Origin of the sequence: Roseburia hominis A2-183, assembly GCF_000225345.1 — a bacterium.
Taxonomy (GTDB): domain Bacteria; phylum Bacillota; class Clostridia; order Lachnospirales; family Lachnospiraceae; genus Roseburia; species Roseburia hominis.
This window is the reverse complement of record NC_015977.1, coordinates 997269-1021215: the sequence shown is the minus strand read 5'-3', so window position 1 is coordinate 1021215 and position 23947 is coordinate 997269. Positions and strand designations below refer to the sequence as shown.

Below are 23947 nucleotides of genomic sequence, written 5' to 3'. Positions count from 1 at the left end.
ATTTTCCGCTGTCAGAAAACAGCTGCGCCGCCGGACAGCAAAACAGCCGCGTCAGCGGACATGAAATCTTCGCCGCAGTTCCGTCCTTGCCCTCCGGTCTCCTATGATCAGCGTACCCAAAAACAGTGCCGTAGAAAATGCAAACGCCAGCAAGGCAAGAAGCGGCGCCGTCACGATCCCCACCGCATACAAGACCAGCGGGACAACGCTGCAGAGAATCATAAAAATCTGCCACATCATGTAGCTCTGCCAGTTGCGCCGGTTGATGCACATCAGAATGAGAATTCCCGCATCCACTAAAAGAATGGCGGATGGAAGCGCATAGTTGACAGACCAGCCGCGGTACCCCACCACGAAGTCAATCGCCACAACCATCAGGATGGCGATCAGCGTCAACACGATGATCTTGCCCTTGTAGCCGGATTTTCCCAATATGGCATAGCGCAGCACCAGATAGCCGTACAACATCGCCAGCCCCGGAATCGCACTCCAGAACATCTCCGAGTCGCTGAGTACATTCAGATAGATCAAAAGCGCCTCCACAAGAATCGCCACGAACAGATAGATGCGGCTAAGCAACGCCAGACGCCTCGTCATCGTCCGCACATTCGGATACATGTTTTCCACCTCAACCGTCTTCTCCAGCACCGAATGGCAAAGCGGACAGCGCTCCGTCTCGTCTAATATTTCCACATTACATTGCTTGCATCTACTCATAATTTACTCCATTCGTCTCTATCTCAACCGCAATCCCGTCTGCCGCGATTTTTCTGAAAAAACCTCTCTGCACCGACGTGTCGGTCAGATCATAACTGAAACTGAATACCAGCGTATCCCCGTAGGAACAGATCGTTCCCTTTAAGTGCTGCCCTTTGGACATGGCAAGAAACGCATGGAACATCTCCACATAAGGACGATACTCCTCGCTTACGGAGATATTCCCGATATTGGTCACCGTCGCTGTGTTTGCAAGCGCAGAGGTTGTGTATACATAGCGCATCGCCAGATTTTTCAAAAACAGCGGTACGATACGCGCTGCAAGAAGCTTCTCATTGGAGACATTGTAGGAAAAAAGCTTCTCCAGATTCTCCCGGCTGATCTGGCTGCGCAGGCTCTCACTGACACTTTTTAGCACTTCCTCAAATGTATAGATCTCCTTTGTCGGATGAAATTCTGCCGACACCATCACAAAGAAATTCTTCGTCGTGATCGAATTAAAATAAGGGCGCAGATTGACCGGCACCGCAACACGAACCGGACGTTCGGAAGGCATCCCGTGCATGCACTCCGTGTAGACGCTCCAGACATATACCGCCACCAGATACTCATTGATGCTGACTCCGTACGCATGGCAGACTTTCTTCAACTCCGGGATCTTCATGTAGCCGTGCATGACGCCGAACTCTCCCGGCGGCAGCTTTTCTCCCTTTAAAAGATATGCCCGCTTCGTCTGATACCCCTTCTGGGAGCTGTGCTTGTAATTCTTGAGGAAGCTGTCCTCACGGTTCAACGAGGTATCACTGCTCAAGGAATCTCCCACCTTTTCGCGCAGCTTCGGATGTGCCAGCCGCAGATACTGATAGGTCAGCTCCTTGAGAAAATTGATGCCACCCATACCGTCGGTGAGCACATGAAATACTTCGAGATTGATGCGGTATTTATAATAGGTTACGCGGAACATATAACTGTGGTTCTTATTCTGCCGGATATAGCGGCACGGAAACGCACTTTCCTCCCGCACACGCGGTGCCGGCTTGCCGTTTTCCTCAAAATAATACCAGAACACGCCCTGGCGCAGCCGCAGATTAAACCCATCAAACTTCGGCAGCACCATATCCAGTGCCTGCTGCAGCAATTCACGGTCCACCAGCTCCGTGAGCGTCACGCTGATGCGGTATACATTGCTCATGCTCTCCCCGGCTATCACCGGAAACAAATGCGCCGTATTGTCCAGACGGTCCCAGCGGATCTCCCTCTGTGCCTCTCTTGCACGGCGTTTTTTCCCTTTTACCTGGACAGCTTCCTTCTGCTCTTCGGCCGCTGTTACCTGATCCTTTTTCTTCATATATTAAATGCTCTTTTCCTGTATAGATTCTGTTGCAATTCTGTCTTACCCGTAGTTCCAATCTTATCATACTTCCTATTGTTTGTCCATGACACCCACGCCCGCCATTCTTTCTAAAAATTTCAGACTTTATCTCTTGCATTTTATTCGTTTTTTTTCTAAAATATCTGTGTGGTATTTGGATATACCAGAAAAGAGAGGCTCACATTATGTTGTTTAAGAAATTAAGTGCTCCTTCTTTAAAGGAGCTTTTTGTTGCAGAATTAGAGGGAATGATATTATCCGGAAAGCTTGAGATAGGCGCAAAACTTCCGCCTGAGCGCGAGCTTGCCGAGTCCATGCAGGTATCGCGCGCCGTCGTCAATTCCGGTCTGGACGAGATGGAGAAAAAGGGATTTCTTGTGGTCAAACCACGAATCGGCACCTTCGTTGCCGACTACCGCAAATACGGTACCGCAGACACCCTAGTCTCCATCATGCAGTACAACGGCGGTATGCTCCGCGACAAGGAAGTGCGCTCCATTCTGGAAGTCCGCATCATGTTCATGAATCTTGCCGCCACGCTCGCCATCGACAATGCGGATGACGCGTCCATCGCCGGGCTCGAGCAGTATGTGACCGCCTTAAAGGCATGCGAAGATCCTGAGGAGGCTGCATCGCTGATCTTTGACTTCAGCCACGAGCTTTCCTTCATCGGCGGCAATTCGCTGCTCCCGCTGTTTTTCGCCTCCTTCAAGGATCTGGTGACAAACCTGTGGGTGCGCTTCGCCAGCAAGTACGGCGCAGCGGCGCTCGCTGAGAGCGCGGAGCAGATTTTCATTCACGTGCGGGACCGCGACAAAGACGCCGCCATCCGCTATATCACGGACTCCACCAACGAAAGTATTGACGGCTGCCGCCAGATCTATATGTAGGCACCGCTTCCGGTCAGAATAAATTTTTGACGTGCTAAGTAATTGAAGGGAGAATCATTCCTTTCCATTTCAGGCGGAATGCATCTGGAAATTCGGATCAAAAAATGTGGCATTTCTAAACAACCGGTTTTTGCATCTGCGATGATCCGTGTTTTTCCAAGTTTTGAGCACTCCACAGAATGTGTCCGCAATCCGCAGACAATTTTAGGACTTTTTTGTGTGTCCCTTATGGGCACCTCTAAACATAACATAACCGCGCGAAGCCGCTGTCTGAGCCGGCATCTGCCCTGTTTTCAATAGCAGATGCCGGCGAGTTCGGTTCGCGCGGTTTTATATTGTCTGTGAAGAGGTGCCCTTAGGGACACCAGAAAGTCCGCTCATTGTCTGCGGTTTGTCGGACACATTCCGTGGATTGTCAAAACGTAGAAGAGACACGGAATCCGATGCAAAAATCCGGTCGGAAGAAATGCACGCATTTTTTTCAACGAATGTTCCATCTGCATTTCCGCCTGAAATCGGTTGGATATGCCTCTTATCCTATTACTTAGCACGTCACACTAATCTATGACGTCTTTGCAAACTGGCTGTTATACAGCTTCGCATAGAATCCGTTCTTTTCCAGAAGTTCCTCGTGATTTCCCTGCTCAATGATGCTTCCATCCTTCATGACCAGAATGATGTCCGCCTCGCGGATCGTCGAGAGACGGTGTGCCACGATAAAACTGGTGCGTCCCTGCATCATCTTTGCAAACGCATTCTGAATCTTGATCTCAGTACGCGTATCAATCGAGGATGTCGCCTCATCAAGAATCAGCATCGGAGGCAGGCACAGCATGACTCTTGCAATGCATAACAGCTGCTTCTGTCCCTGTGACAGGTTGCCGCCATCCTCTGCGATCACGGTGTCATATCCCTCCGGCAGACGCTTGATAAAGCCGTGTGCATGGGATGCCTTTGCGGCCGCAATGATCTCCTCGTCCGTGGCGTCCGGTTTTCCCATCGCAATGTTGTCCCGGATGCTTCCGCTCCGAAGCCAGGTCTCCTGCAGCACCATACCGTAGTTGTCCCGGAGACTCTTGCGTGTCAGCTGCTGCAGCGGAATATCGCTGACTTTGATTGTGCCACTGTTCATATCATAGAAGCGCATCAGCAGATTGATCAACGTTGTCTTGCCGCATCCGGTCGGTCCCACGATCGCCACTCGCTGTCCCGGCTTCACCGACAGATTAAAGTCCTCAATCAGCTTCTGCTCCGGCACATAGGAAAAATAGACATGTGAAAGCTCGACCTTACCGTTTGCATGCTCTAAATCTACCGCGTCCTCGGCATCCGGCACCTCGGCATCCTCCTCAATCAGCTCTATCACTCTGCCCGCACACGCAAGCGCATTCTGAAGCTCCGTGATGACGCCCGAAATCTCGTTGAACGGCTTCGTATACTGGTTCGCGTAGGACAAAAGACTCGACAGCTGTCCGACACTGATCCCTCCGGCAATCGCCGAAAAAGCTCCGACAACTCCTACCGTTGCATAGACAAGGCTGTTGACAAAACGCGTCGACGGGTTGGTAATACTCGAAAAGAAAATCGCCCGCAGAGAATACTTCTGCAGTCTTTCATTGATCTCATCAAACTTCTCAAGCGCCTCATCTTCATGTGAAAATGCCTGCACCACTTTCTGGTTGCCGACCATCTCCTCAATAAACGCCGTCTGTTCTCCCCTCGTCTCTGACTGCAGCTTGAACATGGAAAATGTCTTTTTCGCAATGAAGCTTGCCACAAAGAGTGAAACCGGCGTGATTACCACGACTGCCACCGTGATCCGCACGCTGATCGTCAGCATGAAAATCAACGTTCCGAAGATGGTCACAATACCGGTAAAGAACTGGGTAAATCCCATCAGAAGTCCGTCTGCGAACTGATCAACATCCGCGATCACACGGCTTACGATCTCTCCGTATGAATGAGCGTCCAGATATTTCAGAGGAAGCTTTTCAATCTTCTCGAACGCCTCTGTCCGGATATCCCGGATCACATTGTAGGTAATTTTATTGTTGCAGGCATTCATCACCCACTGTGCCACTGCCGTCAGTCCGATGATGACCGCCATCTTTCTGAGAATCACAAAGATCCCGGCAAAGTCAACGGCTCCCTTTCCCACGATCCGGTCGACCGCCTGACCGATCAGAATCGGAAGATACAGGGTAAGCGCCACCGTCACCGCCGCGAGAATGATCGATGCTCCCAGGTATCCCCAGTATCGTCTGATGTATCGCAGAACCTTGCGCAGCGTTGATTTTTGATTTTCATTTACCACTTTTTTCATCTTTTCGCCTCTCCCGCCTGCTGTTCTTCTGTCCGCTTAAACTGCGACTCGTAAATCTCGCGGTATACCTCGCAGTCCTTAAGCAGATCCTCGTGTGTTCCAAGTCCTACAATCTCTCCATCGTCCAGCACTACGATCTTGTCCGCCTGCATGATGGACGCCGCACGCTGCGATACGATAAATACCGTCATCTGCCCGTCCATATGTGCGATGGCTTTCCGAAGCGCCGCGTCCGTCGCGAAATCAAGCGCGGATGCGCTGTCGTCCATAATGAGAATCTGCGGCTTCTTCACGAGCGCACGCGCAATCGTAAGGCGCTGTCTCTGTCCGCCAGAAAGGTTTCTGCCGCCCTGCTCGATCTCATAGGAAAGTCCGCCTTCCTTGGCATCCACAAACTCCCTTGCCTGTGCAGTCTCAAGCGCCTCATACATCTCCTCGTCCGTGGCGTCCGAATTGCCCCAGCTTAAGTTCTCACGGATGGTTCCCTTAAAGAGAACCGCCTTCTGCAGAACAACACCGACCTTCGCCCTGAGTTCCTCCAATGTATAATCCCGCACATTCTTCCCGTCGACGAGAACCTCTCCTCTGGTCGCATCGTAAAACCGCGGAATCAGATTCACGACCGAAGATTTTCCAGAACCGGTTCCTCCGATAATACCGATGGTCTCTCCGCGTCTGACCGTAAAATCAATGTCGGAGAGCGCTTCTTCCGATGCGCCCGCATAAGTAAGACCAACCTTGGAAAATACGACGGCATTCTCCGCCGGGATTGTCTCTTTTCCTTCCCTGCCTGCTCCATCCGAAGTGAGACTTCCCGTCTCCGCTACTGGATGCTCCGTGATCGACGATTCCATGTCAAGCACAGTCTCGATACGGTTCATGCAGGCAATGGATTTGTTGATGTTGATAATCAGGTTGGCCAGCTTGATTAACTCCACTAAGATCTGGGACATGTAGCTCACCAGCGCCACAACCTGTCCCTGCGTAATGTTGCCATTGTCCACGCGGATCGCTCCTACCCATACCAGAACGACGATCGCTCCGTTGATGATAATATAGGTAAGCGGATTCATGAGCGCCGAGATCTTGCCGACATAGAGCTGGATCTTTGTCAGCGCCTCATTGTCTTCGTGGAACTGTGCAATCTCATCCTGCTCCTTGTTGAATGCACGGATGACTCTGCTTCCGGTCAGGTTCTCTCTTGTGATGCCCAGCACTTTATCGAGTGCCGCCTGTACTTTTTTGTACAGCGGAATACTGACCAGCATGATGCCAAACACAACCACCGACAGCAGCGGAATGGTCACAACGAACACGAGCGCCGCTTTCACATCAATCGTGAATGCCATGACCATCGCTCCAAACACGATAAACGGCGAACGCAAGAACAGGCGCAGAACGAGGTTCACCCCGTTCTGCACCTGATTAACATCACTTGTCATTCTTGTAATTAACGTCGACGTTCCGACGGTATCCATCTCGGTAAATGACAGCGTCTCAATATGTTCAAACAGAGCATGTCTTAATCCTGTCGCACAGCCAACCGCCGCTTTCGCCGCAAAATACTGCGCCGTGATGGCACAGGTCAATCCGATCAGCGCCAGGAGAAACAGTACCAGACTCATCTTCATAATATATGGACGATCGGCATTTGCCACCCCGGTATCGATGATTGCCGCCATGACAAGCGGGACAATCAATTCAAATGAAGCTTCCAGGAGCTTAAAAAGCGGTCCTAAAATACTTTCTTTTTTATAGTTTCCCAAATACTGCAATAACTTTTTCATGATACTCCTTCGTGTCCTATGCTTTTAAATCTTTCATTTTCTGAAGTCCGATAATCAGCGCACCGCCGATCACGAAAAACAGGATGTTAAAATCATGAAGCGTCATTGCCGGCTGCGGTACCTCCAACGTGGTCGGTCCCATGACAACCGCGTAGATTGATCCTAACATCAGACCGATGATCAGATAGATCGTCTGTGCCCGGAAATGATCTAACGCCTTGCGGATCAGCTTTACCACACCAAAAATACCGACGAGAACGCCGCATCCGAAAATAAACACCGTCGGAAATGCAGCAAAATTCAGATGAAGAATATCTTTGATGGCAGTCACCACCGGCAGATACAGTCCCATGATTAAAAGAAGCGTCGAGCCCGAAATTCCCGGCAGCACCATCGCACAGATGGCAATCATTCCGGCAAGGAATACAAACAGGGCAAGCCCCGGCGTCAGATGCTCCAGGCTGACACCCTCTCCGCCGCTGCTCGGATTAAAGTAAGTAATCGCGGTCACGATTGCAACGCCAATCAGCACAAACGGAATGGCAGATTTTTTTGCCGCAAGGCAGTTCTTTTCTTCCCTAAAGATAATCGGAATGGCAAAAATAATAAATCCGATAAACAGGGAACTGATTGCATAGATATGAGCGTCAAACACGCTCGCAAGAATCAGGATGGCGAGAATCATTCCACAGACCCAGCCGGTTCCAAGCTTAATCAGGAAGAACAGAGCTGCTTTCTTTTTCTCCCTGCTTCCGGTTATCAGATCGTCGATAGAATCAATAAACTGGTCATAAAAACCCAACAGGAAAGCGACGGTTCCGCCGGATACGCCAGGTACACTGTCTGCCAGTGCCATGCAAAATCCTCTGATAAACTGCACTAAATACATCCTTTATACCTCATTTTTCTGTTATTTTTCTATTTTATTCACTACAGGTCAAAATCTGTCCAATTAGTGGATATACTGCTCCAGCTTGTGCGACTCGTCTAACACACTGTGAAGCAGATCCTTGGTATTTTCCGCATTGCCGAGATTCTTAACACTGAGATCCGCCGCCTGCACAGAAGAAGCTGTAACTTCCTCCGTCGTTGCGGAGAGCTGCATGATGTTCTCCACGATCTGATTGTTCGCCTTGGAGAGGTTGTTTAACATAGTGTCGATCTCACCGATGTCCGTCACAAGCTCATTGACATTCTGGTTCATGGCGCCAAAGCTCTCGGATGCCTGCGCAATCATCTCATCCTGCGCACCCGCCGCCGTCACAGAACGCTCCACCGCATCCGCCGCCGTCTGGGCATTTTCAGACAGCTGCTCTAAAATGTTGGCAATATTCTCCGTCTCCTGCCTGGTCTTCTCCGCCAGCTGACGGATCTCGTCTGCAACCACCGCAAAACCTCGTCCCGCCTCGCCTGCTCTCGCACTCTCGATCGATGCGTTGAGCGCCAGAAGGTTGGTCTGACTGGAAATAGAAAAAATGGTATCTGCAATACTTTTGACAGCGCTTGTACGATCCTGGAGTTCTCTCATAGAGGAAGCCACCTCGGAGTTTGTCTGTGCAATAACTGCGGACTGCTTCTTCAGATCATCCATGATTCTGGAACTCTTCTCATTCAGCTCTCCGGACTGCTTCGCCACCTGTACCATCTTCTCCGAACGCTCTAACGTCGTTCCGATGGAGTCCTGAATATTCTGCGTCATCTCGGTCTGCGTCTGGATATTCTCGGCGGTACTCTGTGTACTGTCCGAAATATCCTTCATGGCACCGTTGACTACCTCGGTGGAACTATTCAGTTCATTGACAATATTCATCGCATTCTCTGTTCCCTTGCGCACCTGATCTGCAACCGCAATGATATCGTCCACCATCTGGCGCTGTGCTGCTTCCTTTTCTGTCAGGCTGCCAATCGTATCGCGGTTGAACTGGTACGCCACGGATACTGTCAGATAAACCACTACCATCATAAGTATAATTGCCAGCGTCGCACACCACTGATCCAGTGCATTCTCGCCCTGGTATGTGTGAAGCGCCAGCGTCTTTGACGCCGTCACAAGAAGATTCACCGCCGATACAGCAATCCCGGAAAAGGCGGCAAACTTTTTATCGTAAAACAGAATACATGCAACCAACGGAATTGCAGCCATAAAACGCACATAATAATTGTCAAACGCCCATCCCATCACAAACGTAATGACAAGCAGCCCGACCGTCGCAATATAGCGGATCTTCGGATCATCTTTTCTCCGCTGGTACAACACGAGTGTTCCCGCTGTTGCCAGAATAATCAATACCGCGATCATAACGGTATATCCAACTGTGCGGATTCCTCTGAGGCAGGCAATTCCTACCACACAAAGCACACAGAGATAAAACACGATATATCCGATAGCCAGGAAATGATTGGCACGTTTATTCTGTTCCACAGTATCTGCATACAAATGCTTCTGTTCCTTTTTCTCCATAACTTTCACCTTTCTTCTTTCGATAACTCCATATACCATTTCAATATATCATACTTTATCCGGCATGAATAATATTTTTTCAATTTTTATTTCTTTTTTGATGTTTTATCTGTCCCTTTTCCACAGTCTGTGGCAATTTCGCCTCGCAGCATCCACAGACAGAGCAGATTCGGCAGAGCCATCAGGGAATTCAGCAGATCCGATATCCCCCACACAAGCTCCATGGAAAGCACCGCTCCCAGATAAGCGAAAAACATGTACGCCACCTGGTAGACACGCACCCCCGCCTCGCCCCACAGGTAGCGCACCGCGCAGGTTCCGTACACGTTCCAGCCGATGATCGTGGCAAACGCGAACAGCGTCAGAGAGATCGAGAGCATCCACTCACCGCCGACGGGCAATTCCCGGAATGCCACAAAACACATATTTTCCGGTGCCACTCCCCGGTATTCCTGCGGATGGCTTACCATGCTGCCGACCGCCGCAATTCCCGTGATCGCACATAATACCACCGTGTCCCAGAACGGTCCTGTCATGGAGATTAACGCCTGCCGCACAGCCGCCTCCTTCGGGCTGTCAGAGGAGGATGCTGCCGTCGCCGCGACCATCGGAATCGAGCCAAGCCCTGCTTCATTGGTAAACAATCCCCGGGAGACTCCTGTCTGGATGCCAAGAAGCAGCGCTCCGCCGGTGCAGCCGCCCGCCACCGCCTTCGGGCAGACGGCGGATGAGAGAATCAGCGCTAACGTCTCCGGCAGCACCGCCCTGTTTCTTCCTATAATATAGAGACAGCCGCCCACATAAAAAGCGCTCATCAGCGGGACGAGCCACATACACACCTTTGCAATCTGGCTGTTTCCCCCGATGATAATAATCCCTGCAAGCCCCCCGACCGCCATTCCGACCAGATGCGGCGACACGGTAATCTGATGCTGGAGCGCCGTGCGTATGGAGTATGACTGTACGCTGCTTCCGATACCAAACGATGCCAGCAGCGTACATACAGCAAACGCCGCTGCCAGTTTTCTTTTTTTCAGACGCCGATCCAAAATATACATCGGTCCGCCGGCAAACGTACTGTCTGTCCTGCGCACCCGGTATCTTATAGAGAGATAACATTCCGCATAGCAGGTCGCAATCCCAAATACCCCGGTCAGCCAGCACCAGAATACCGCTCCCGGTCCGCCGATGGCAATGGCTGTGGAAATTCCCACAATGTTACCCGTACCGATCGTCGCTGCAAGTGCCGTCGCCAGCGCCGAATACGGTGTTACCTGATCCTTTTCCTGATTCTTCGTTCCGGTCAGTGACAACCGGATTCCCAACGGGATTTTTTTCTGGATGAAGCCCAGGTGAAATGTGAAATATAGATGTGTTCCGAATAAGAGCGCAAGCATGGGAAATCCCCACAGATATTCCCGCGCCACCGCCACCGCATGCTGCAATAATGCCATAAAAATTCCCCATATACCCTGCATCACAAATATCTGTAAAGTATATGGGGAATCTGTTTTTCCCATGCATTCGATTGTTCTATGCTTCTACCAGATGTGCGATTGCATGTACCAGCTCCTTGATGTCATAGTTGGAAGTATTGATACACAGATCATAGTTGAGACGGTCTCCCCAGGTCTGTCCGGTAAAGAACTGATAGTAACGCGCCCTGCGCTTATCCACGTCTAAAATATGGCGCTTTAATTCCTTGTCCGTAAAGTGCTCGCTCTCCGGCGCGCGCTTCTTGCAGCGTTCCATCTTGTGCTCCATCTCCGCATAGACAAACAGGCGGAACGGATGCTTCTCGCGCAAAATATAATCGGCGCTTCTTCCGACGATGACACAATCGGACTTCTCCGCAAATTCCTGAATCAGGCGGCTCTGCTCACGGTAGATCGCATTATTCTGCTCCATGATTGGATCAACTCCCATGTAAAAGCTTCTCCCGATCGTAATCGGATACAACGTCGACGGACCGTTCTCCATCACATGCTGCACATAGCCCTCCGCCAGCTTCGTACGGTCTGCAATCTGACTGATGATCTCATTATCGTAATAAGCAATTCCCAGCTCATCGGACAATCTCTTTCCGATCTCACGTCCGCCGCTGCCAAATTCTCGTCCAATCGTTATAATCCTAGACATTGGTATCTCCTTTCCCCTGTGTGGGGTTTGTTTTTCTATCTAAAACTATAGCATTTCTTCCTGCGGTTCGCAACTGCAAAAGCTGCCGCCGCAGATAATAGCCGATCCCTGCCGCATCATCTGCGTCTGTTTGCCTCCCTGACGCCTTTTCTTCCCGGCACTTACTTATTCAAGAAACGGTCCCAGGATGCCGTATTGTGTGTGCCGGACACCGCAAGCACATACTCCTCCTCATCGGGCGCATCGATCTCAAATATATAGTTCTCCCCGTCCCGCTTTAACGCATAGAGTGTGCCGTCCGCAAAGGAGCGGATCGTCTCGTTCCACGCCGCCTCATTGACCATCTCATCCTCGCAGGTTCGCATCAGTATGCCGTTGGCATCGTAGACCTTGTATCCCTCCCGCACCAGGGACCGGATCACCGGCTCCTCGATCTTTAACACCAGATCGTTCGCGCGCATCTCGCGGATATCCCTGTTGCAGGAATTCTCCGGCAGTATCGTCACGTTTGATAGTGTCATATGGAAAAATCCGCCCGTCACCTGCACGTCGGCAATGTAAGCCTCCGTGAAAGAAAAATGTTCCAGTTCATCCGTTGTCGTATATTTCATAGTGTTCCTCCGTATCTCTTCCCTGTTATTTCTCCTCCCCTATTATACAGAGCCGTCCCCGTTTTTTCCACCAAAAAGAGTAACATTGTCTATGTCTCCGGCATGGAAATCTTATCGAGAATCCCCGTCAGATGCGCGATCGTCACGCCGTAGTTCGTCATCGGAACGCCCTGCTCTCTGGCGCGCTCAATCCGCGACATCACATATTTGCGGTTAAACATGCACGCACCGCACTGGATGATGAGATCGTAGCCGGAGAGATCTTTTGGGAAGTCCGTCCCGCTCACAATATCCACAGCAACCGACTCACCGAAGCGTTTTCTCAACATCCGCGGAATCTTTTCTCTTCCGATATCCTCCTTCAGCGGTGCATGGGTACAGCACTCCGCGATCAATACCCTGGAATGGGCGTTCAGCGCGTCGATATGCCTCGCACCCTCCACATAGTACGGCAGATCTCCCTTATACGCTGCAAACAGCACGGAAAAGGACGTAAGCATGCTCTCCGCCGGTTTGTTTTCGTAGACATAGCCAAATACCTGGGAGTCGGTAATGATAAGCTTCGGTGCTTTTTTTAATACCGCAAGCGCCGGGATCAGCTGGTCGGTCGTCACACTCATGACCAGGCATTTCTTATCGAGAAGTTCGCGCAGGGTCTGTACCTGCGGCAGAATCAGCCTTCCCCTGGGTGCCTGGATATCCTGCGGCATCACGAGAAGCACCAGATCCTCCCGGCCGACCAGTGTCCCGGTGATGAGGCGGCTGCCGTAATTCTCCGGCAGTTTGCGGATCAATGCTTCTTTTAATGCCTCCATGCCCTCTCCCGTCTTGGCGCTGACCGGATATGCCTCCTCACCGGTCTTCCCCCGGATGGCGGCTGCCAGTTTATCCACCTGTGCGTCCGACCGGATGTCCGTTTTCCCCACGACGAAAAGTACCGGCGTCCCGTGCTCTTTCAAAAAGCGGTACCAGTGCATTTCTTCCTCATCAAGCGCCGCGTCACCATTCCCCGCCACAAGGAGCAGCGCAATATCCGTCTTTTCCGCTGCGAGACGTGTCTTTTCCATGCGGCTTTTGCCCAGTTCGCTCTCGTCGCCAAATCCTGCCGTATCTATGATAATGCACGGGCCGAGCGGATGTACCTCCATCGCCTTGTAGACCGGGTCGGTCGTCGTTCCCGCCACATTGGCGACAATGGATACCTCCTGTCCGGTAAAAGCGTTGATGAGTGCGGATTTCCCGCTGTTTGTTTTTCCAAATATTCCTATGTGCAGACGGCTGCTGCCCGGCGTCTCATTCAATGTCACTGCCATAACTTTCTTTTTCCTTCCTGCATACGAATTTCCCCTTGTCCGTATTACATCCATATCCGGCTTCCAGCGGCTGCCCGATCCCAGCATCGCTTCCGGCTATCAGAAGCGGAAGTCTCTCTTTCCCTCTGCAATATCATGAATGTGCTCGTAGGCGGTCTGCTTTACCTTCGGATTCGGAATCTTCTCAAGCTCACGGTCAATCAGTTCCATACCGATCTTTTTCGTCTCCTCGCCCGCATAATCCTCGAGGTATTCTTTTAAGGTCATGAGCGCGTTCGGATGACAGCAGTTTAAGATCTGCATATTTTTGCAGAGCGCCATAAAACGGTCACCGGTTCTACCCTCGCGGTAACATGCGGTGCAGAAGCTCGGAATATAGCCCATTTTCATCAGCCAGTTCACGACCTCATCTAAGGTACGCTGATCGCTGACGTCAAACTGCTCGGAATTCTCCTCCTCCGGCTCCGGCTCGGCATAACCGCCGACACTCGTTCTCGATGCACCGCTGATCTGCGATACGCCGAGCGGGAGCACTTTCTCACGCACTGCCTGACTCTCGCGTGTGGAGATGATCATTCCCGTATACGGCACCGAGATGCGGATGAGCGCACAGATCTTTGCAAAAATATCATCGCTGATACCGTTGTCAAAAGCAGTCGGATCAATGTCATCGGCATGTTTGACACGCGGCACGCTGATCGTGTGCGGTCCGACGCCGTGCACGGCTTCCAGATGCTCCGCATGCATCAGAAGTCCGGCAAATTCATAGCGGTACATCTCCAGTCCGAACAACACGCCCAGTCCGACATCATCGATGCCGCCCTCCATCGCACGGTCCATTGCCTCCGTGTGGTACGCGTAATCATGCTTCGGTCCGGTCGGATGCAGGTTCTCATAACTCTCCTTGTGGTAGGTCTCCTGAAACAGGATGTAGGTTCCGATTCCGGCTTCTTTTAACTTGCGGTAGTTCTCGACCGTCGTCGCCGCAATATTGACGTTGACACGGCGGATGGCTCCGTTTTTGTGCTTGATACTGTAGATCGTCTGAATACACTCCAGAATATATTCGATCGGATTGTTCACCGGATCTTCGCCGGCCTCGATTGCCAGACGCTTGTGCCCCATGTCCTGAAGTGCCGTGACTTCCTTCACGATCTCCTCCTGTGTCAGCTTCTTTCTGGCTATGTGCTTGTTTTTCAGGTGATACGGGCAGTATACACAGCCGTTCACACAGTAGTTGGAAAGATACAGCGGTGCAAACAGCACAATACGGTTGCCGTAAAAGTCTTTCTTGATCTGCTGCGCCAGCGCATAGACTTCCTCGATTTTTTCCGGAATCTGACAGGCGAGCAGCACCGATGCCTCTCTGTGATTTAAGCCCTTGCGCTCTCCCGCTTTTGCGATGATCGCGTCGATCAGCTCCACATTGTCCTTGTTCGCATCCGCGTAGGCAAGCGTCTCCCGGATCTCCTCATCGTTGATAAATTCCTCTGCTTTTAATGATTTTGCGTCATACTTGTACATAATTTTTCCTTTCTTTCCGGTCAGTTCATGCTTCCCGGTCAGTGTTTTTATTTTTATTGTAAACCGCAGGACGGTAATCCCCGCGGTCGGTAACCACTTCATAGCCGATGCTCTCCATCCGCCTCTGCATGCAGAAACGACATTCTGCCGCCTCATCCCCCGTGCAGATCTTATTGTCGTAAAGCTTATATTTTTCCCGCACGGAAACCGGCGAGAGATTCGGCATCACCACATTGGCGCCGGACAGAATTCCCATTTCCCTTCCCTGCGGGTGGATCGTGCCGAGCGCCGTCGTCGCCGGAAGCAGCACATGCGGATTCATCAGCCGCAGGATGGAAAGCAGCCGCAGGGTCATCTCCAACGTCCCCGCAGTCTCCCCGCCAAACGGCGTGTCCTTCTGCGGGATGAACGGCCCGATTCCCACCATGGCGGGTCCGAGCTCCTTAATAAACATCAGATCTTCATACAGCGTCTCCGTGGTCTGATACGGTGAGCCCACCATAAAGCCGCAGCCGGTCTGATATCCGATCTCCTTTAGATCCCGCAGACAGCGCATCCGGTTTTTAAGGGACATTTCCTCCGGGTGCAGCTTTCCGTAGTGCACCGTATCCGCCGTCTCATGCCTGAGCAGATACCGGTCTGCGCCCGCGTCAAAATATGCCTGATAACTCGCTCTTTCTTTTTCCCCGATCGAGAGTGTCACTGCACAGTCCGGGTATGCCCGCTTGATCGCAGACACCAGACCGCAGATCTTCTCATCTGTAAAATAGGGGTCTTCTCCGCCCTGCAGGACAAAGGTGCGGAATCCAAGCTCATACCCCGCCGCGCAGCAGGTGAGGATCTGCTCCTCTGTGAGGCGGTAGCGCTCGGCACATGCATTGCCCCTGCGGATGCCGCAGTAATAGCAGTCATTTTTACAGTAGTTGGTGAACTCGATCAGCCCGCGGATATAGATCTGTTTTCCGTATACCGACTGTGCCGCCATTCTCGCCTCAGCCTTAAGCTTCTCGACTGTCTCTGTATCTTCTGTTGTAAGTAGACAGTCCAGTTCACCCACCGACAGCATCTTCTCCGTCTTCAGGTGCTCTATGATTTTTTCCTCGTGTGTCATATAAATCTCCATTCCGCAGACGCTTATACATTGGAATAGACGGTCTTTGCCGTGATTCCCGCCAGCCGTCCGATCTTTCCCGACAGTGCATTGATGACATCCTGCGGTGCATCGATGGCAACGCTGATAATGTGAACATTTTTTTCCCGGTAAGGGATTCCCATTCTGCCGATGATATGGCTCCCGTATTCGTGCAGCAGATGATTGAGCTGCTCCACGGACTCGGTGCTTTCCACAATGATACCGATAAGTGCAATTCTTGTCTCCATATTTTCTCCTAATAAAAAAGAATCCTGCCTGCAGGATTCTCCGCCTGCGGCGGGTCGCTCTTGCGACATCTTTCGTCTCCGCCGCAGTGCGATCCCCGAAGAGTTTTTATATAATAGGAACGAAGTTTCCTATTACATAAAAAAACCGTATCTGAAATCTCCCCTCAGATACGGCACTCGCTGGAAATACACGGCAGAACCTGCCCTACAGGGCATGGAATATCCCGCCGGTATCCTATCTACAGCATCTGCTCCGCACACACAGACCAGATGCAGACTCTTTCATGACCGCCATATCTTCCGCCGCAGGCACTGCTTTTGGCGTCAGAGACTTTTGTTAAGGCAAGACAGCAAGAACGTATCTCACTGCAATGCTGTTTCAGCGTATCATGAAGTCTGTTCCCTTTCAAGATCTTTCGTTGTATTTTTTGTGAAACAATTCACAATCTTTTCTTTTTCCGGTGGATCAAAAATCGGTTACACGGATACGTCCAGAGCATCGGGATCAGCATTCCGATCACCTTGATTGCCATGTCGCACAGATTCCCCGTCAGATCGTTTTCCCTCGCCCAGGTCGTCATCGCCGATCCAATCCAGCCATTTGCAAAGATTGTGAACAGTACCATGACCGCATAGAGCATCATGCTGACTGCCGGATTGGCGTCCGCATTAAAAGTAATCTTGCGGTTCAATATAAACGCAATCGTATAACCCACGGTCGTTGAAATCATATAGGTATACAGATATCCCTTTGACGTAATGCCGATCAGGTTGAGAAAATGCGCGGTTACCGGTTCCACCGTAAGCGCAGCAAATACTGTGTTTAAAAGCAGCATATGCACCGCCAGCTCAACCATGTTGGAACCGCCTCCCGCAAGCAGGAACTTCATAAACTTCCACAGTTCCGCATGTCTGTCGGTCCACGCCGTAAATCCGCTTTTCTCCTGTCGTATCTCACCCATTGTTTTCTCCTTTTCTGCACGGTATTTTTCTTACCGGGCTGCCCTTGTTCTGCCGGGTGCTTTCCCCATCCCTCTACAACAACAAGACTGCCAGCACAATCACAAGTGCCAGAAACAGCACCGCTTTTAAAATCATCGGAATCGCCGCCTCAAACGTGGCAGGTGCTTTGCTGGTCAGATAGTCAAATACCGGGCGTGACACTTTTTTCCCCACCAGTTCCTCATACGTTCTGGTATAAGTATGGTATTCACACGGCTTTTTTTCGCTCAATACAATACAGCGCACGCCGCGCTTCGTACGGTTGCCGTAGACATTAAATCCCGCGGACGGTGTAAATCCAAGCACAATGTTCCGGTAACGCCCCACGAAGTTGTTTTTATGATCGTGTCCGACAAATGCCGCAAGCACTTCCCCGCACTCCGAAAGCGCCTCAAATTCCCCGGTATTGACGTCCGGTACCGACGGCGGTTCCAGAAAAATATCCCCGGCGCCGCAGGTTTCTCCCAGCTTATAATATTCGTTCTTATGTGTCCGATAAGCGCGCACCGCACCTTTTTCCCCACGGTCAACAAGCTTTAACACCTCATAATATTCGCGCATCGGGATATGCTGAAATACGATGGACGGCACATACATTCCATTTTTCTCCCGAAGGTCTTCCCGCTGTTTGCGGTACCACGCAATGATCTTCGGATCGAATGCCTCATAGCCGCCCTCCCTGGCATCCGTTCCGCTGTCAAACAGATATAGTTCAAACACATCCCGCCCGCTTCCGTCGGATGCCTCGATGGGAATGGCACAGGTTCCTCCCCCGTCAATCCCTTCTGCCTGCTCCCCGATGCAATTCGGAAGCCTTTTGTAAATATGATAGAACTGATCCTGATTGGAAATCCCGACCTGGCAGTCATGATTACCAAATGTCACTGCAAACGGAATGCCACGCTTTGTCACCGGCTCTAATAATTTTCCAATCGTCTGTGCTACCTCCCGCTCCAGCTCCTCTCCTTTTCCCTTGTAAGTCACACCATAGCCCTTGATCTGATCACCAGTGTAGACGACAAGATCCGGCTGCTCCTCCAGAACCGCCCGCTCCATCAGCGCGATCGTGTCTTTCGATATTGCGGGAATTTCCTGCATATCTGTAATCTGCATGATTTTAAAAGTACCGTCTTTTTGAAATCTCAATTTCATCCTTATTCTCCGTGGTGTAAAAAAGGGAGACTGCGCCCCTGCATGTCTCCCTTGACCTTTTCTTAGTTATCTTCCCAAAAATGCTGTTCCAGATCTGCCGATAATGATGAAATCTCATCGATTTCAGCCGAAATGCTGCGGATGGAATCATTCTGCGACGTGATTGTGTCCGTGATATTCTGGATGGTTGCAGAATTTTCCTCTGAGGTTGCCACCAGCGTCTCGATCTCCTGCTGGATATTTCCAAAGTGTTCCTTCACATGTTCAATGATCTTATATTCTTCATCGACAATCTGGCTCGCCTCATCCGTCGCATCATTGATGTTACTAAAATAATCCATCAATCCGCCGACCAGCTCCACACTCGCGGAAGCAGCATCGGTGCCCGCCGTGATTTCTTTTGAGATCTGCCCGGTCGTATCCGTCAGCCAGGTCAAAATCTCCTGAATGTTGTTCGCCGCCTTGGCACTCTCTTCTGACAGCGCGCGGATCTCATCTGCAACCACCGCAAATCCTCTTCCGTGTTCTCCCGCACGCGCCGCCTCAATAGATGCATTTAACGACAACAGATTCGTCTGGGATGCAATGGAATTGATCTCTCCGAGAATCGATGTGATCCGGTTCATCTCGGTAAGCAGCGAATCGGTCGATTGGCGCGCGGAATCGACGGTCTCCTCCATGGAAAGAATGGAACTCTTTGCCGTCTGTATCGCTCCGTTTCCTTTTTCTACCGCACTCTGCACCTTCTGAAATCCCTGATCCAGAGAAACTGCCAGTTCATGGTTCCGGTTAATCTCTGTTGTTGCCGCATTAATTTTATCCATCACGCTGACAGTTGCATTAGCAGTATCCTCAACCACCTGCCCCATCTGCGATGCCGCCGATTTCACGCTGGAGCTGCCGTCCGCAAGCGCATGCACTGAACTCATACTCTTGTGGATCGTGGTGTTCAGATTCGCTGAAATCGTATTGGCGACTTTCGCATTGTTCTGAACGATGGAAAGCGTCTCTTCCGTTTTCTTCACAACACCCGCACCGCGCTTCGTCGCAAAATAAAGCAGGATCGCTGTCACGATAAACAAAAATATACGCGTCACGACCCCGGCCATCGTGTAGTCAATTCCCGCGATGGTCTCGGGGCTGAAAGCCATGAATACGACCGAAATAACGGCAAACGGCACTGCGAAATAGATGATAACCGACTCCATAAAATAGGAAGTTGTCATCGCTAAAAGTACAAAATTCGCCAGATACGGAATCGAATTGCCACCATATACCCACGAATACAACAGCGTACCGATCGCCGGCGGAAATACAAGAATCAGCACTTTTTTCGCATCGTCAATCGGAAGGTAACATCCAATCGTAGAAATAATTCCCGCAACTACCAGAATTGCAATTCCACGGATTGCAAGCACGGTAAATCCGTATCCCATCAAAGAAACAAGGCTAAGTGCAATAATCGAGCACCAGACAATAACCAAATTCTGCCTGTGCAATTTTTCCATATCATGTTCCCTTCTAAAGAAAACCTATCATCATGTACGCGTCTATTATATCATCTTTTTGCGCTGCTTTCTGCACATCCGAAGTTCCACCGGAACTTCTAATATGAATCCGGTAGGATTCATTATGTCATCTTTTTGCGCTGCTTTCTGCGCACAATATGAACTCGTCAGAGTTCATTATACCGCAAGATCAGATCAAGAACAATATTGCAACTTCAGGCTTTTTCGGTAACTTCAGGCTTTTTCGGTAAATCCTGAGGTTGACACGATGTTTTCGGTAAATTCTGGGACGGACAACAGTTTCTGCAACCCCTAGGCGGCGTGATCTTTTCTTCTTTTTCGGGTCTAACGTGGCGTTTTCCTTCTTCCAGACCCGGCTACGACTTATTTTTCGGCGTTATGTAAACTTCTTTCTCTCCCGCAAGGGTCTAGCGCGTGAAAATCAGTCTCTCGGACCCGGCTTGTCTTTCTTCCCGGGTCTGGCGCGGCATTTTCTTTCTCCCAGACCCGACCATGACTTGTTTTTGGCGTTATGTAAACTTCTTTTCCTCCCGCAAGTGTCTAGCGCACGAAAAATGGGCTCCCAGACCCGGCTTTTCTTCCTTCCCAAGTCCAGCGCACGAAAATCAGGCTCCCAGCCCCAACTTTTCTTCCTCCCCGCATCCAGCGCACGAAAATCAGTCACACAGCCCGTCCAAAGCTCGTTTTTCGTCATTATGTAAACCTTTTTTCACGCGCCACGCATTACAACGTTCCAAACGAATACCCCTGCGTCTGCGCCGCATCGATCAGATCTCCCAGCACCGCCGCATTTGTTGCCGACTCCGCATGCAGCAGATAGATGGCTCCCGGGTGCATCTTATTTTTCATCTTCTGCAGGCTTTCCGCCTGATCCGGCTGGTTGTCCACATCGTAATCCAGGTAGGCAAAACTCCAGAACACGCTCTCGTATCCGCAGTTATTTACAACGGCGAGCGACTGCTCACTGAACTTTCCCGCAGGATAGCGGAACAGATTCATCTCATATCCAAAGGTATCTTTGATATACTGGTGGTTTCCCATGACCTCTTCCTGCTGCTGTTCCACTGTCAGCGAAGGGATTCCCGCCGACGGGTGCGTCACACTGTGATTGCCGACTACATGCCCCTCGTCAATCATGCGCTGCACCAGTGCCGGTTCCGCCTTTGCATAAGGCTCCGTGACAAAAAAGACGGCATGCACGCCCTTTTCCTTAAGCGTATCCAGAATGGATTCCGTGTACCCGTATTCATATCCCTCATCAAAAGTCAGATAGAGGGTCTTTGTATTCTCTCCAATGAAAAGCGCATGGTAATCCCCATACTTCTGCTGCGCACTGACTGCATCGTTCGGGCGGTTGTCCGCATCGGTGTGGCTTCCCAGCCCCCAGCTCTGCACGGTGGTATCCAGCCCGTCAAGCGCAATCGTCTGCACCGCCGCATTTCCACCTGCAGCACTCTGACCGTCTCCGGTGCTGCTTCCTGTTTGGTCCGCCCTCTGTCCGTCTCCGGTGTCATTTCCCGTTCCATCCGTGCCCTGATCGTCTCCGGCGCCGTCTCCCGTTCCATCCGTACCTTGACCGTCTCCGGTGCCGCTTCCCGCTTCGCCTGCGCCCTGACCGTTTCCATCCGTAACCTTGTTGGCACGGTATGTCTCCGCCGTTGCAAGCACTGCGTCACCGATGGCGGCAGCGTACGCATCCAGCTTTTCATCGAAAAGCTGGTTATCGGATGCATCGTTGATAAATCCCATCTCGACGATGCAGGACGGCATGTCCGAATGTACATTGATATAATAATTGGAGGATTCTCCAGTCTGGGTTCCCTTTTTCACGCCGCGGTTTCTCTGGATTCCCGCCGTATCCAGCACTTCCATAATGTGGTTTGCGAGGGCATCCGTCTCCTCCGAACCACTCGCCGAGATCCAGGTCTCTACGCCGTTACCCTCGCCGTCATTGCGGTGCAGCGACAGCATATAATCCGCACCGCTCTGATTGGCAATCCCGCACCGCTCTGACAGGCGCAAAAACGTGTCATCCGACCTCGTCATAACCACTTTTACATTTTTATCAGCCAAATAAGCTGACACAGCCTGTGCCAGCTTTAAATTATCATCCTTCTCATAACGCCCCTTATAATCGGAGCCGTTGTCTTTTCCGCCATGTCCGGCATCCACGCACACGATCAGGGGATTCTCCTCTGTTTTCGTCTCCTCCGACCAGATTACCTCTCCCTCAATCTCCTGCGTTGCAGACTGCGTTCCCTGCATCAGGGACAGCCCCCGTCCCAACAGTTCAAACCCTGCGATCACGAGCAGCATTTTCACAATACTGTACTGTATACATACCAGATTCCGAATTCGTCTTTTCTGTCTCTTTGTTACATTCACATCACTTCACTCCTTGGATTCCTACGATTCTATTTTAGTCCTCTTTCCGTGAAAACGCGAATGAATCTTTATGAAGAATTTCTTAATATGAATCCGTCCGGATTCATCGTTCTAAAGTAAAAACTGTGCCAGAGCGTAATTGCTCACATCCTGCCCGCGTTCCGTCAAATAAATCCTCCCCGCGCGTTTTTCGAGCAGTCCTTCCTCCGTAAGATGCAGCAGCACCTCCTGATACACTGCCTCAATCTGTGTTCCAAACGTCTGTGCAAAACGTTCCCTGGAAATTCCCTCCATCATGCGGAGTCCTAAAAACATAAACTCTTCCATCTGCCCTTTTCGTGTAATGCGCTCTGCCGAAGCATGCAGATTCGTGGCCGGAAGCTGTTCCACCCTGCCGGATGCGCCGCTCCCCTGGCTATCCGTTATCTCATTCTCCCAGATACCCTCACGAATATGTCTGGTTTCTTCCAGATACACATACAATTCCCGCGTGTTGCTGTAGCGGATATTCTCCATCAGAGACGACGCGCCAAGCCCCAGTCCCAGATAATTCTCCCGCTCCCAGTAGCCGATATTGTGCCGGCACGCATAACCCGGTTTTGCAAAATTAGAAACCTCATAGTGCACATATCCCGCTTCCGCAAGCACCTGCTCGGTCAGCTTGGTCATCCGGTACACTTCATCCTCCGTCGGCAGCGCCACCGTCTGCATTCCCGCCTGCTGCTTGACCGCGTCAAACTTATACAGATCGTAAAATGGCGTCCCCTTCTCAATGATCAGGGAATAGGCGGAAATATGCTCCGGTTTCAGCCACAGAAGCTGCTGCAGGGTGCGGGCAAAACTCTCTGCCGTCTGTCCCGGAAGAGAACTCATAATATCCACATTGACATTGTCGAATCCGTTTTTGCGCGCCAGCTCGTAAGTCTTCAGGAACTGGTCAAACGTGTGAATCCGCCCGAGAATCTTTAATTCCTCATCCACAGCCGACTGCAGGCCGATGCTGATCCGGTTGATTCCCGCATTCCGGTAGCCGGCAAACTTGTGATCGGTGACGGTTCCCGGATTGCACTCAATGGATATTTCCGCATCCGACGCCAGACGAAACGACCGGCGAACCGCCGACATAATCTGTGCCATCCACTCCTCTGTGAGCCACGATGGCGTGCCGCCGCCGATATATACCGTCGATACCAGGTAGTCGCTGCAATGCGGTCCGTAATACGCAATCTCCCGGAGCAGCGCCTCCACGTAGGCTGCCTGCGTTGCCTCGTCCGCCGCAAAGGAAAGGAAATCACAATACTGGCATTTTTTGACGCAAAACGGAATATGAATGTACAATTCCATTGTTTTCTGACTCACTCC

At 51.1% G+C, this 23947-nt stretch carries 19 protein-coding genes; 1 reads left to right on the top strand and 18 read right to left on the bottom strand.

Going from position 1 to position 23947, the window contains the following annotated elements; all coding sequences use genetic code 11:
* Window positions 1–51: 51 nt before the first annotated feature.
* Window positions 52–717, bottom strand: coding sequence for a DUF6320 domain-containing protein (locus RHOM_RS04635; RefSeq protein ID WP_014079112.1), 666 nt, complete (start codon window positions 715–717; stop codon window positions 52–54).
* Window positions 710–2065, bottom strand: a complete 1356-nt coding sequence (locus RHOM_RS04630) for a hypothetical protein (protein ID WP_014079111.1) — start codon at window positions 2063–2065, stop codon at window positions 710–712. Before RHOM_RS04630 ends, RHOM_RS04635 begins: the two co-directional genes overlap by 8 nt.
* Window positions 2066–2274: 209 nt before the next feature.
* On the opposite strand from RHOM_RS04630, the gene RHOM_RS04625 reads away from it, so the two are divergent.
* A complete protein-coding gene (locus tag RHOM_RS04625) occupies window positions 2275–2979 on the top strand; it encodes a FadR/GntR family transcriptional regulator (protein ID WP_014079110.1) in 705 nt (234 codons plus the stop codon).
* Window positions 2980–3541: 562 nt separating this feature from the next.
* Here RHOM_RS04625 and RHOM_RS04620 read toward each other — a convergent pair.
* The 16 genes from RHOM_RS04620 to hemW all read right to left on the bottom strand — a co-directional run bounded on the left by RHOM_RS04620 (window position 3542) and on the right by hemW (window position 23929).
* Window positions 3542–5302 (bottom strand): ABC transporter ATP-binding protein, encoded by a 1761-nt coding sequence (locus RHOM_RS04620; protein ID WP_014079109.1) that lies wholly within the window; start codon window positions 5300–5302, stop codon window positions 3542–3544.
* Window positions 5299–7089: an ABC transporter ATP-binding protein gene (locus tag RHOM_RS04615; protein ID WP_014079108.1), complete on the bottom strand. Its 1791-nt coding sequence runs from the start codon at window positions 7087–7089 to the stop codon at window positions 5299–5301. The genes RHOM_RS04620 and RHOM_RS04615 overlap by 4 nt, the downstream gene beginning before the upstream one ends.
* Before the next feature lie 16 nt (window positions 7090–7105).
* Window positions 7106–7978 (bottom strand): DUF368 domain-containing protein, encoded by an 873-nt coding sequence (locus RHOM_RS04610; RefSeq protein WP_014079107.1) that lies wholly within the window; start codon window positions 7976–7978, stop codon window positions 7106–7108.
* Between the two features lie 63 nt (window positions 7979–8041).
* The gene (locus RHOM_RS04605; protein WP_014079106.1) at window positions 8042–9550 is read right to left on the bottom strand and encodes a methyl-accepting chemotaxis protein; all 1509 of its coding nucleotides are present in this window, start codon (window positions 9548–9550) and stop codon (window positions 8042–8044) included.
* Between the two features lie 86 nt (window positions 9551–9636).
* A complete protein-coding gene (locus tag RHOM_RS04600) occupies window positions 9637–11004 on the bottom strand; it encodes an alanine/glycine:cation symporter family protein (RefSeq protein ID WP_044024851.1) in 1368 nt (455 codons plus the stop codon).
* Window positions 11005–11083: 79 nt separating this feature from the next.
* Window positions 11084–11689, bottom strand: coding sequence for a cytidylate kinase-like family protein (locus RHOM_RS04595; protein WP_014079104.1), 606 nt, complete (start codon window positions 11687–11689; stop codon window positions 11084–11086).
* A 161-nt stretch (window positions 11690–11850) separates the two neighbouring features.
* Window positions 11851–12300 carry a hypothetical protein gene (locus RHOM_RS04590; protein WP_014079103.1) on the bottom strand — a complete coding sequence of 150 codons (450 nt, stop codon included), beginning with the start codon at window positions 12298–12300 and terminating at the stop codon, window positions 11851–11853.
* 89 nt (window positions 12301–12389) lie between these two features.
* Window positions 12390–13613, bottom strand: coding sequence for a [FeFe] hydrogenase H-cluster maturation GTPase HydF (hydF, locus tag RHOM_RS04585; protein ID WP_044024850.1), 1224 nt, complete (start codon window positions 13611–13613; stop codon window positions 12390–12392).
* Window positions 13614–13712: 99 nt separating this feature from the next.
* Window positions 13713–15137, bottom strand: a complete 1425-nt coding sequence (gene hydG / locus RHOM_RS04580) for a [FeFe] hydrogenase H-cluster radical SAM maturase HydG (protein WP_014079101.1) — start codon at window positions 15135–15137, stop codon at window positions 13713–13715.
* Between the two features lie 25 nt (window positions 15138–15162).
* A complete protein-coding gene (hydE, locus tag RHOM_RS04575; RefSeq protein WP_014079100.1) occupies window positions 15163–16248 on the bottom strand; it encodes a [FeFe] hydrogenase H-cluster radical SAM maturase HydE in 1086 nt (361 codons plus the stop codon).
* 23 nt (window positions 16249–16271) lie between these two features.
* Complete coding sequence (locus RHOM_RS04570) at window positions 16272–16517, bottom strand: TM1266 family iron-only hydrogenase system putative regulator (RefSeq protein ID WP_014079099.1); 246 nt, start codon at window positions 16515–16517, stop codon at window positions 16272–16274.
* A gap of 440 nt (window positions 16518–16957) precedes the next feature.
* Window positions 16958–17479: a GtrA family protein gene (locus RHOM_RS04565; protein ID WP_014079098.1), complete on the bottom strand. Its 522-nt coding sequence runs from the start codon at window positions 17477–17479 to the stop codon at window positions 16958–16960.
* A 73-nt stretch (window positions 17480–17552) separates the two neighbouring features.
* Window positions 17553–18671: a metallophosphoesterase family protein gene (locus tag RHOM_RS04560; protein ID WP_014079097.1), complete on the bottom strand. Its 1119-nt coding sequence runs from the start codon at window positions 18669–18671 to the stop codon at window positions 17553–17555.
* A gap of 62 nt (window positions 18672–18733) precedes the next feature.
* Complete coding sequence (locus RHOM_RS04555; protein WP_014079096.1) at window positions 18734–20179, bottom strand: methyl-accepting chemotaxis protein; 1446 nt, start codon at window positions 20177–20179, stop codon at window positions 18734–18736.
* Between the two features lie 744 nt (window positions 20180–20923).
* Window positions 20924–22585, bottom strand: coding sequence for an N-acetylmuramoyl-L-alanine amidase (locus tag RHOM_RS04545; protein ID WP_014079094.1), 1662 nt, complete (start codon window positions 22583–22585; stop codon window positions 20924–20926).
* Window positions 22586–22696: 111 nt separating this feature from the next.
* Window positions 22697–23929, bottom strand: coding sequence for a radical SAM family heme chaperone HemW (gene hemW, locus RHOM_RS04540; RefSeq protein WP_014079093.1), 1233 nt, complete (start codon window positions 23927–23929; stop codon window positions 22697–22699).
* Window positions 23930–23947: the final 18 nt, after the last annotated feature.

What these genes read in the sequence shown, in the direction of transcription:
- RHOM_RS04635 (WP_014079112.1), bottom strand. Translation starts at nt 717, where the DNA reads ATGAGTAGATGCAAGCAATGTAATGTGGAAATATTAGACGAGACGGAG.
- RHOM_RS04630 (WP_014079111.1), bottom strand. Translation starts at nt 2,065, where the DNA reads ATGAAGAAAAAGGATCAGGTAACAGCGGCCGAAGAGCAGAAGGAAGCT.
- RHOM_RS04625 (WP_014079110.1), top strand. Translation starts at nt 2,275, where the DNA reads ATGTTGTTTAAGAAATTAAGTGCTCCTTCTTTAAAGGAGCTTTTTGTT.
- RHOM_RS04620 (WP_014079109.1), bottom strand. Translation starts at nt 5,302, where the DNA reads ATGAAAAAAGTGGTAAATGAAAATCAAAAATCAACGCTGCGCAAGGTT.
- RHOM_RS04615 (WP_014079108.1), bottom strand. Translation starts at nt 7,089, where the DNA reads ATGAAAAAGTTATTGCAGTATTTGGGAAACTATAAAAAAGAAAGTATT.
- RHOM_RS04610 (WP_014079107.1), bottom strand. Translation starts at nt 7,978, where the DNA reads ATGTATTTAGTGCAGTTTATCAGAGGATTTTGCATGGCACTGGCAGAC.
- RHOM_RS04605 (WP_014079106.1), bottom strand. Translation starts at nt 9,550, where the DNA reads ATGGAGAAAAAGGAACAGAAGCATTTGTATGCAGATACTGTGGAACAG.
- RHOM_RS04600 (WP_044024851.1), bottom strand. Translation starts at nt 11,004, where the DNA reads ATGGCATTATTGCAGCATGCGGTGGCGGTGGCGCGGGAATATCTGTGG.
- RHOM_RS04595 (WP_014079104.1), bottom strand. Translation starts at nt 11,689, where the DNA reads ATGTCTAGGATTATAACGATTGGACGAGAATTTGGCAGCGGCGGACGT.
- RHOM_RS04590 (WP_014079103.1), bottom strand. Translation starts at nt 12,300, where the DNA reads ATGAAATATACGACAACGGATGAACTGGAACATTTTTCTTTCACGGAG.
- hydF (WP_044024850.1), bottom strand. Translation starts at nt 13,613, where the DNA reads ATGGCAGTGACATTGAATGAGACGCCGGGCAGCAGCCGTCTGCACATA.
- hydG (WP_014079101.1), bottom strand. Translation starts at nt 15,137, where the DNA reads ATGTACAAGTATGACGCAAAATCATTAAAAGCAGAGGAATTTATCAAC.
- hydE (WP_014079100.1), bottom strand. Translation starts at nt 16,248, where the DNA reads ATGACACACGAGGAAAAAATCATAGAGCACCTGAAGACGGAGAAGATG.
- RHOM_RS04570 (WP_014079099.1), bottom strand. Translation starts at nt 16,517, where the DNA reads ATGGAGACAAGAATTGCACTTATCGGTATCATTGTGGAAAGCACCGAG.
- RHOM_RS04565 (WP_014079098.1), bottom strand. Translation starts at nt 17,479, where the DNA reads ATGGGTGAGATACGACAGGAGAAAAGCGGATTTACGGCGTGGACCGAC.
- RHOM_RS04560 (WP_014079097.1), bottom strand. Translation starts at nt 18,671, where the DNA reads ATGAAATTGAGATTTCAAAAAGACGGTACTTTTAAAATCATGCAGATT.
- RHOM_RS04555 (WP_014079096.1), bottom strand. Translation starts at nt 20,179, where the DNA reads ATGGAAAAATTGCACAGGCAGAATTTGGTTATTGTCTGGTGCTCGATT.
- hemW (WP_014079093.1), bottom strand. Translation starts at nt 23,929, where the DNA reads ATGGAATTGTACATTCATATTCCGTTTTGCGTCAAAAAATGCCAGTAT.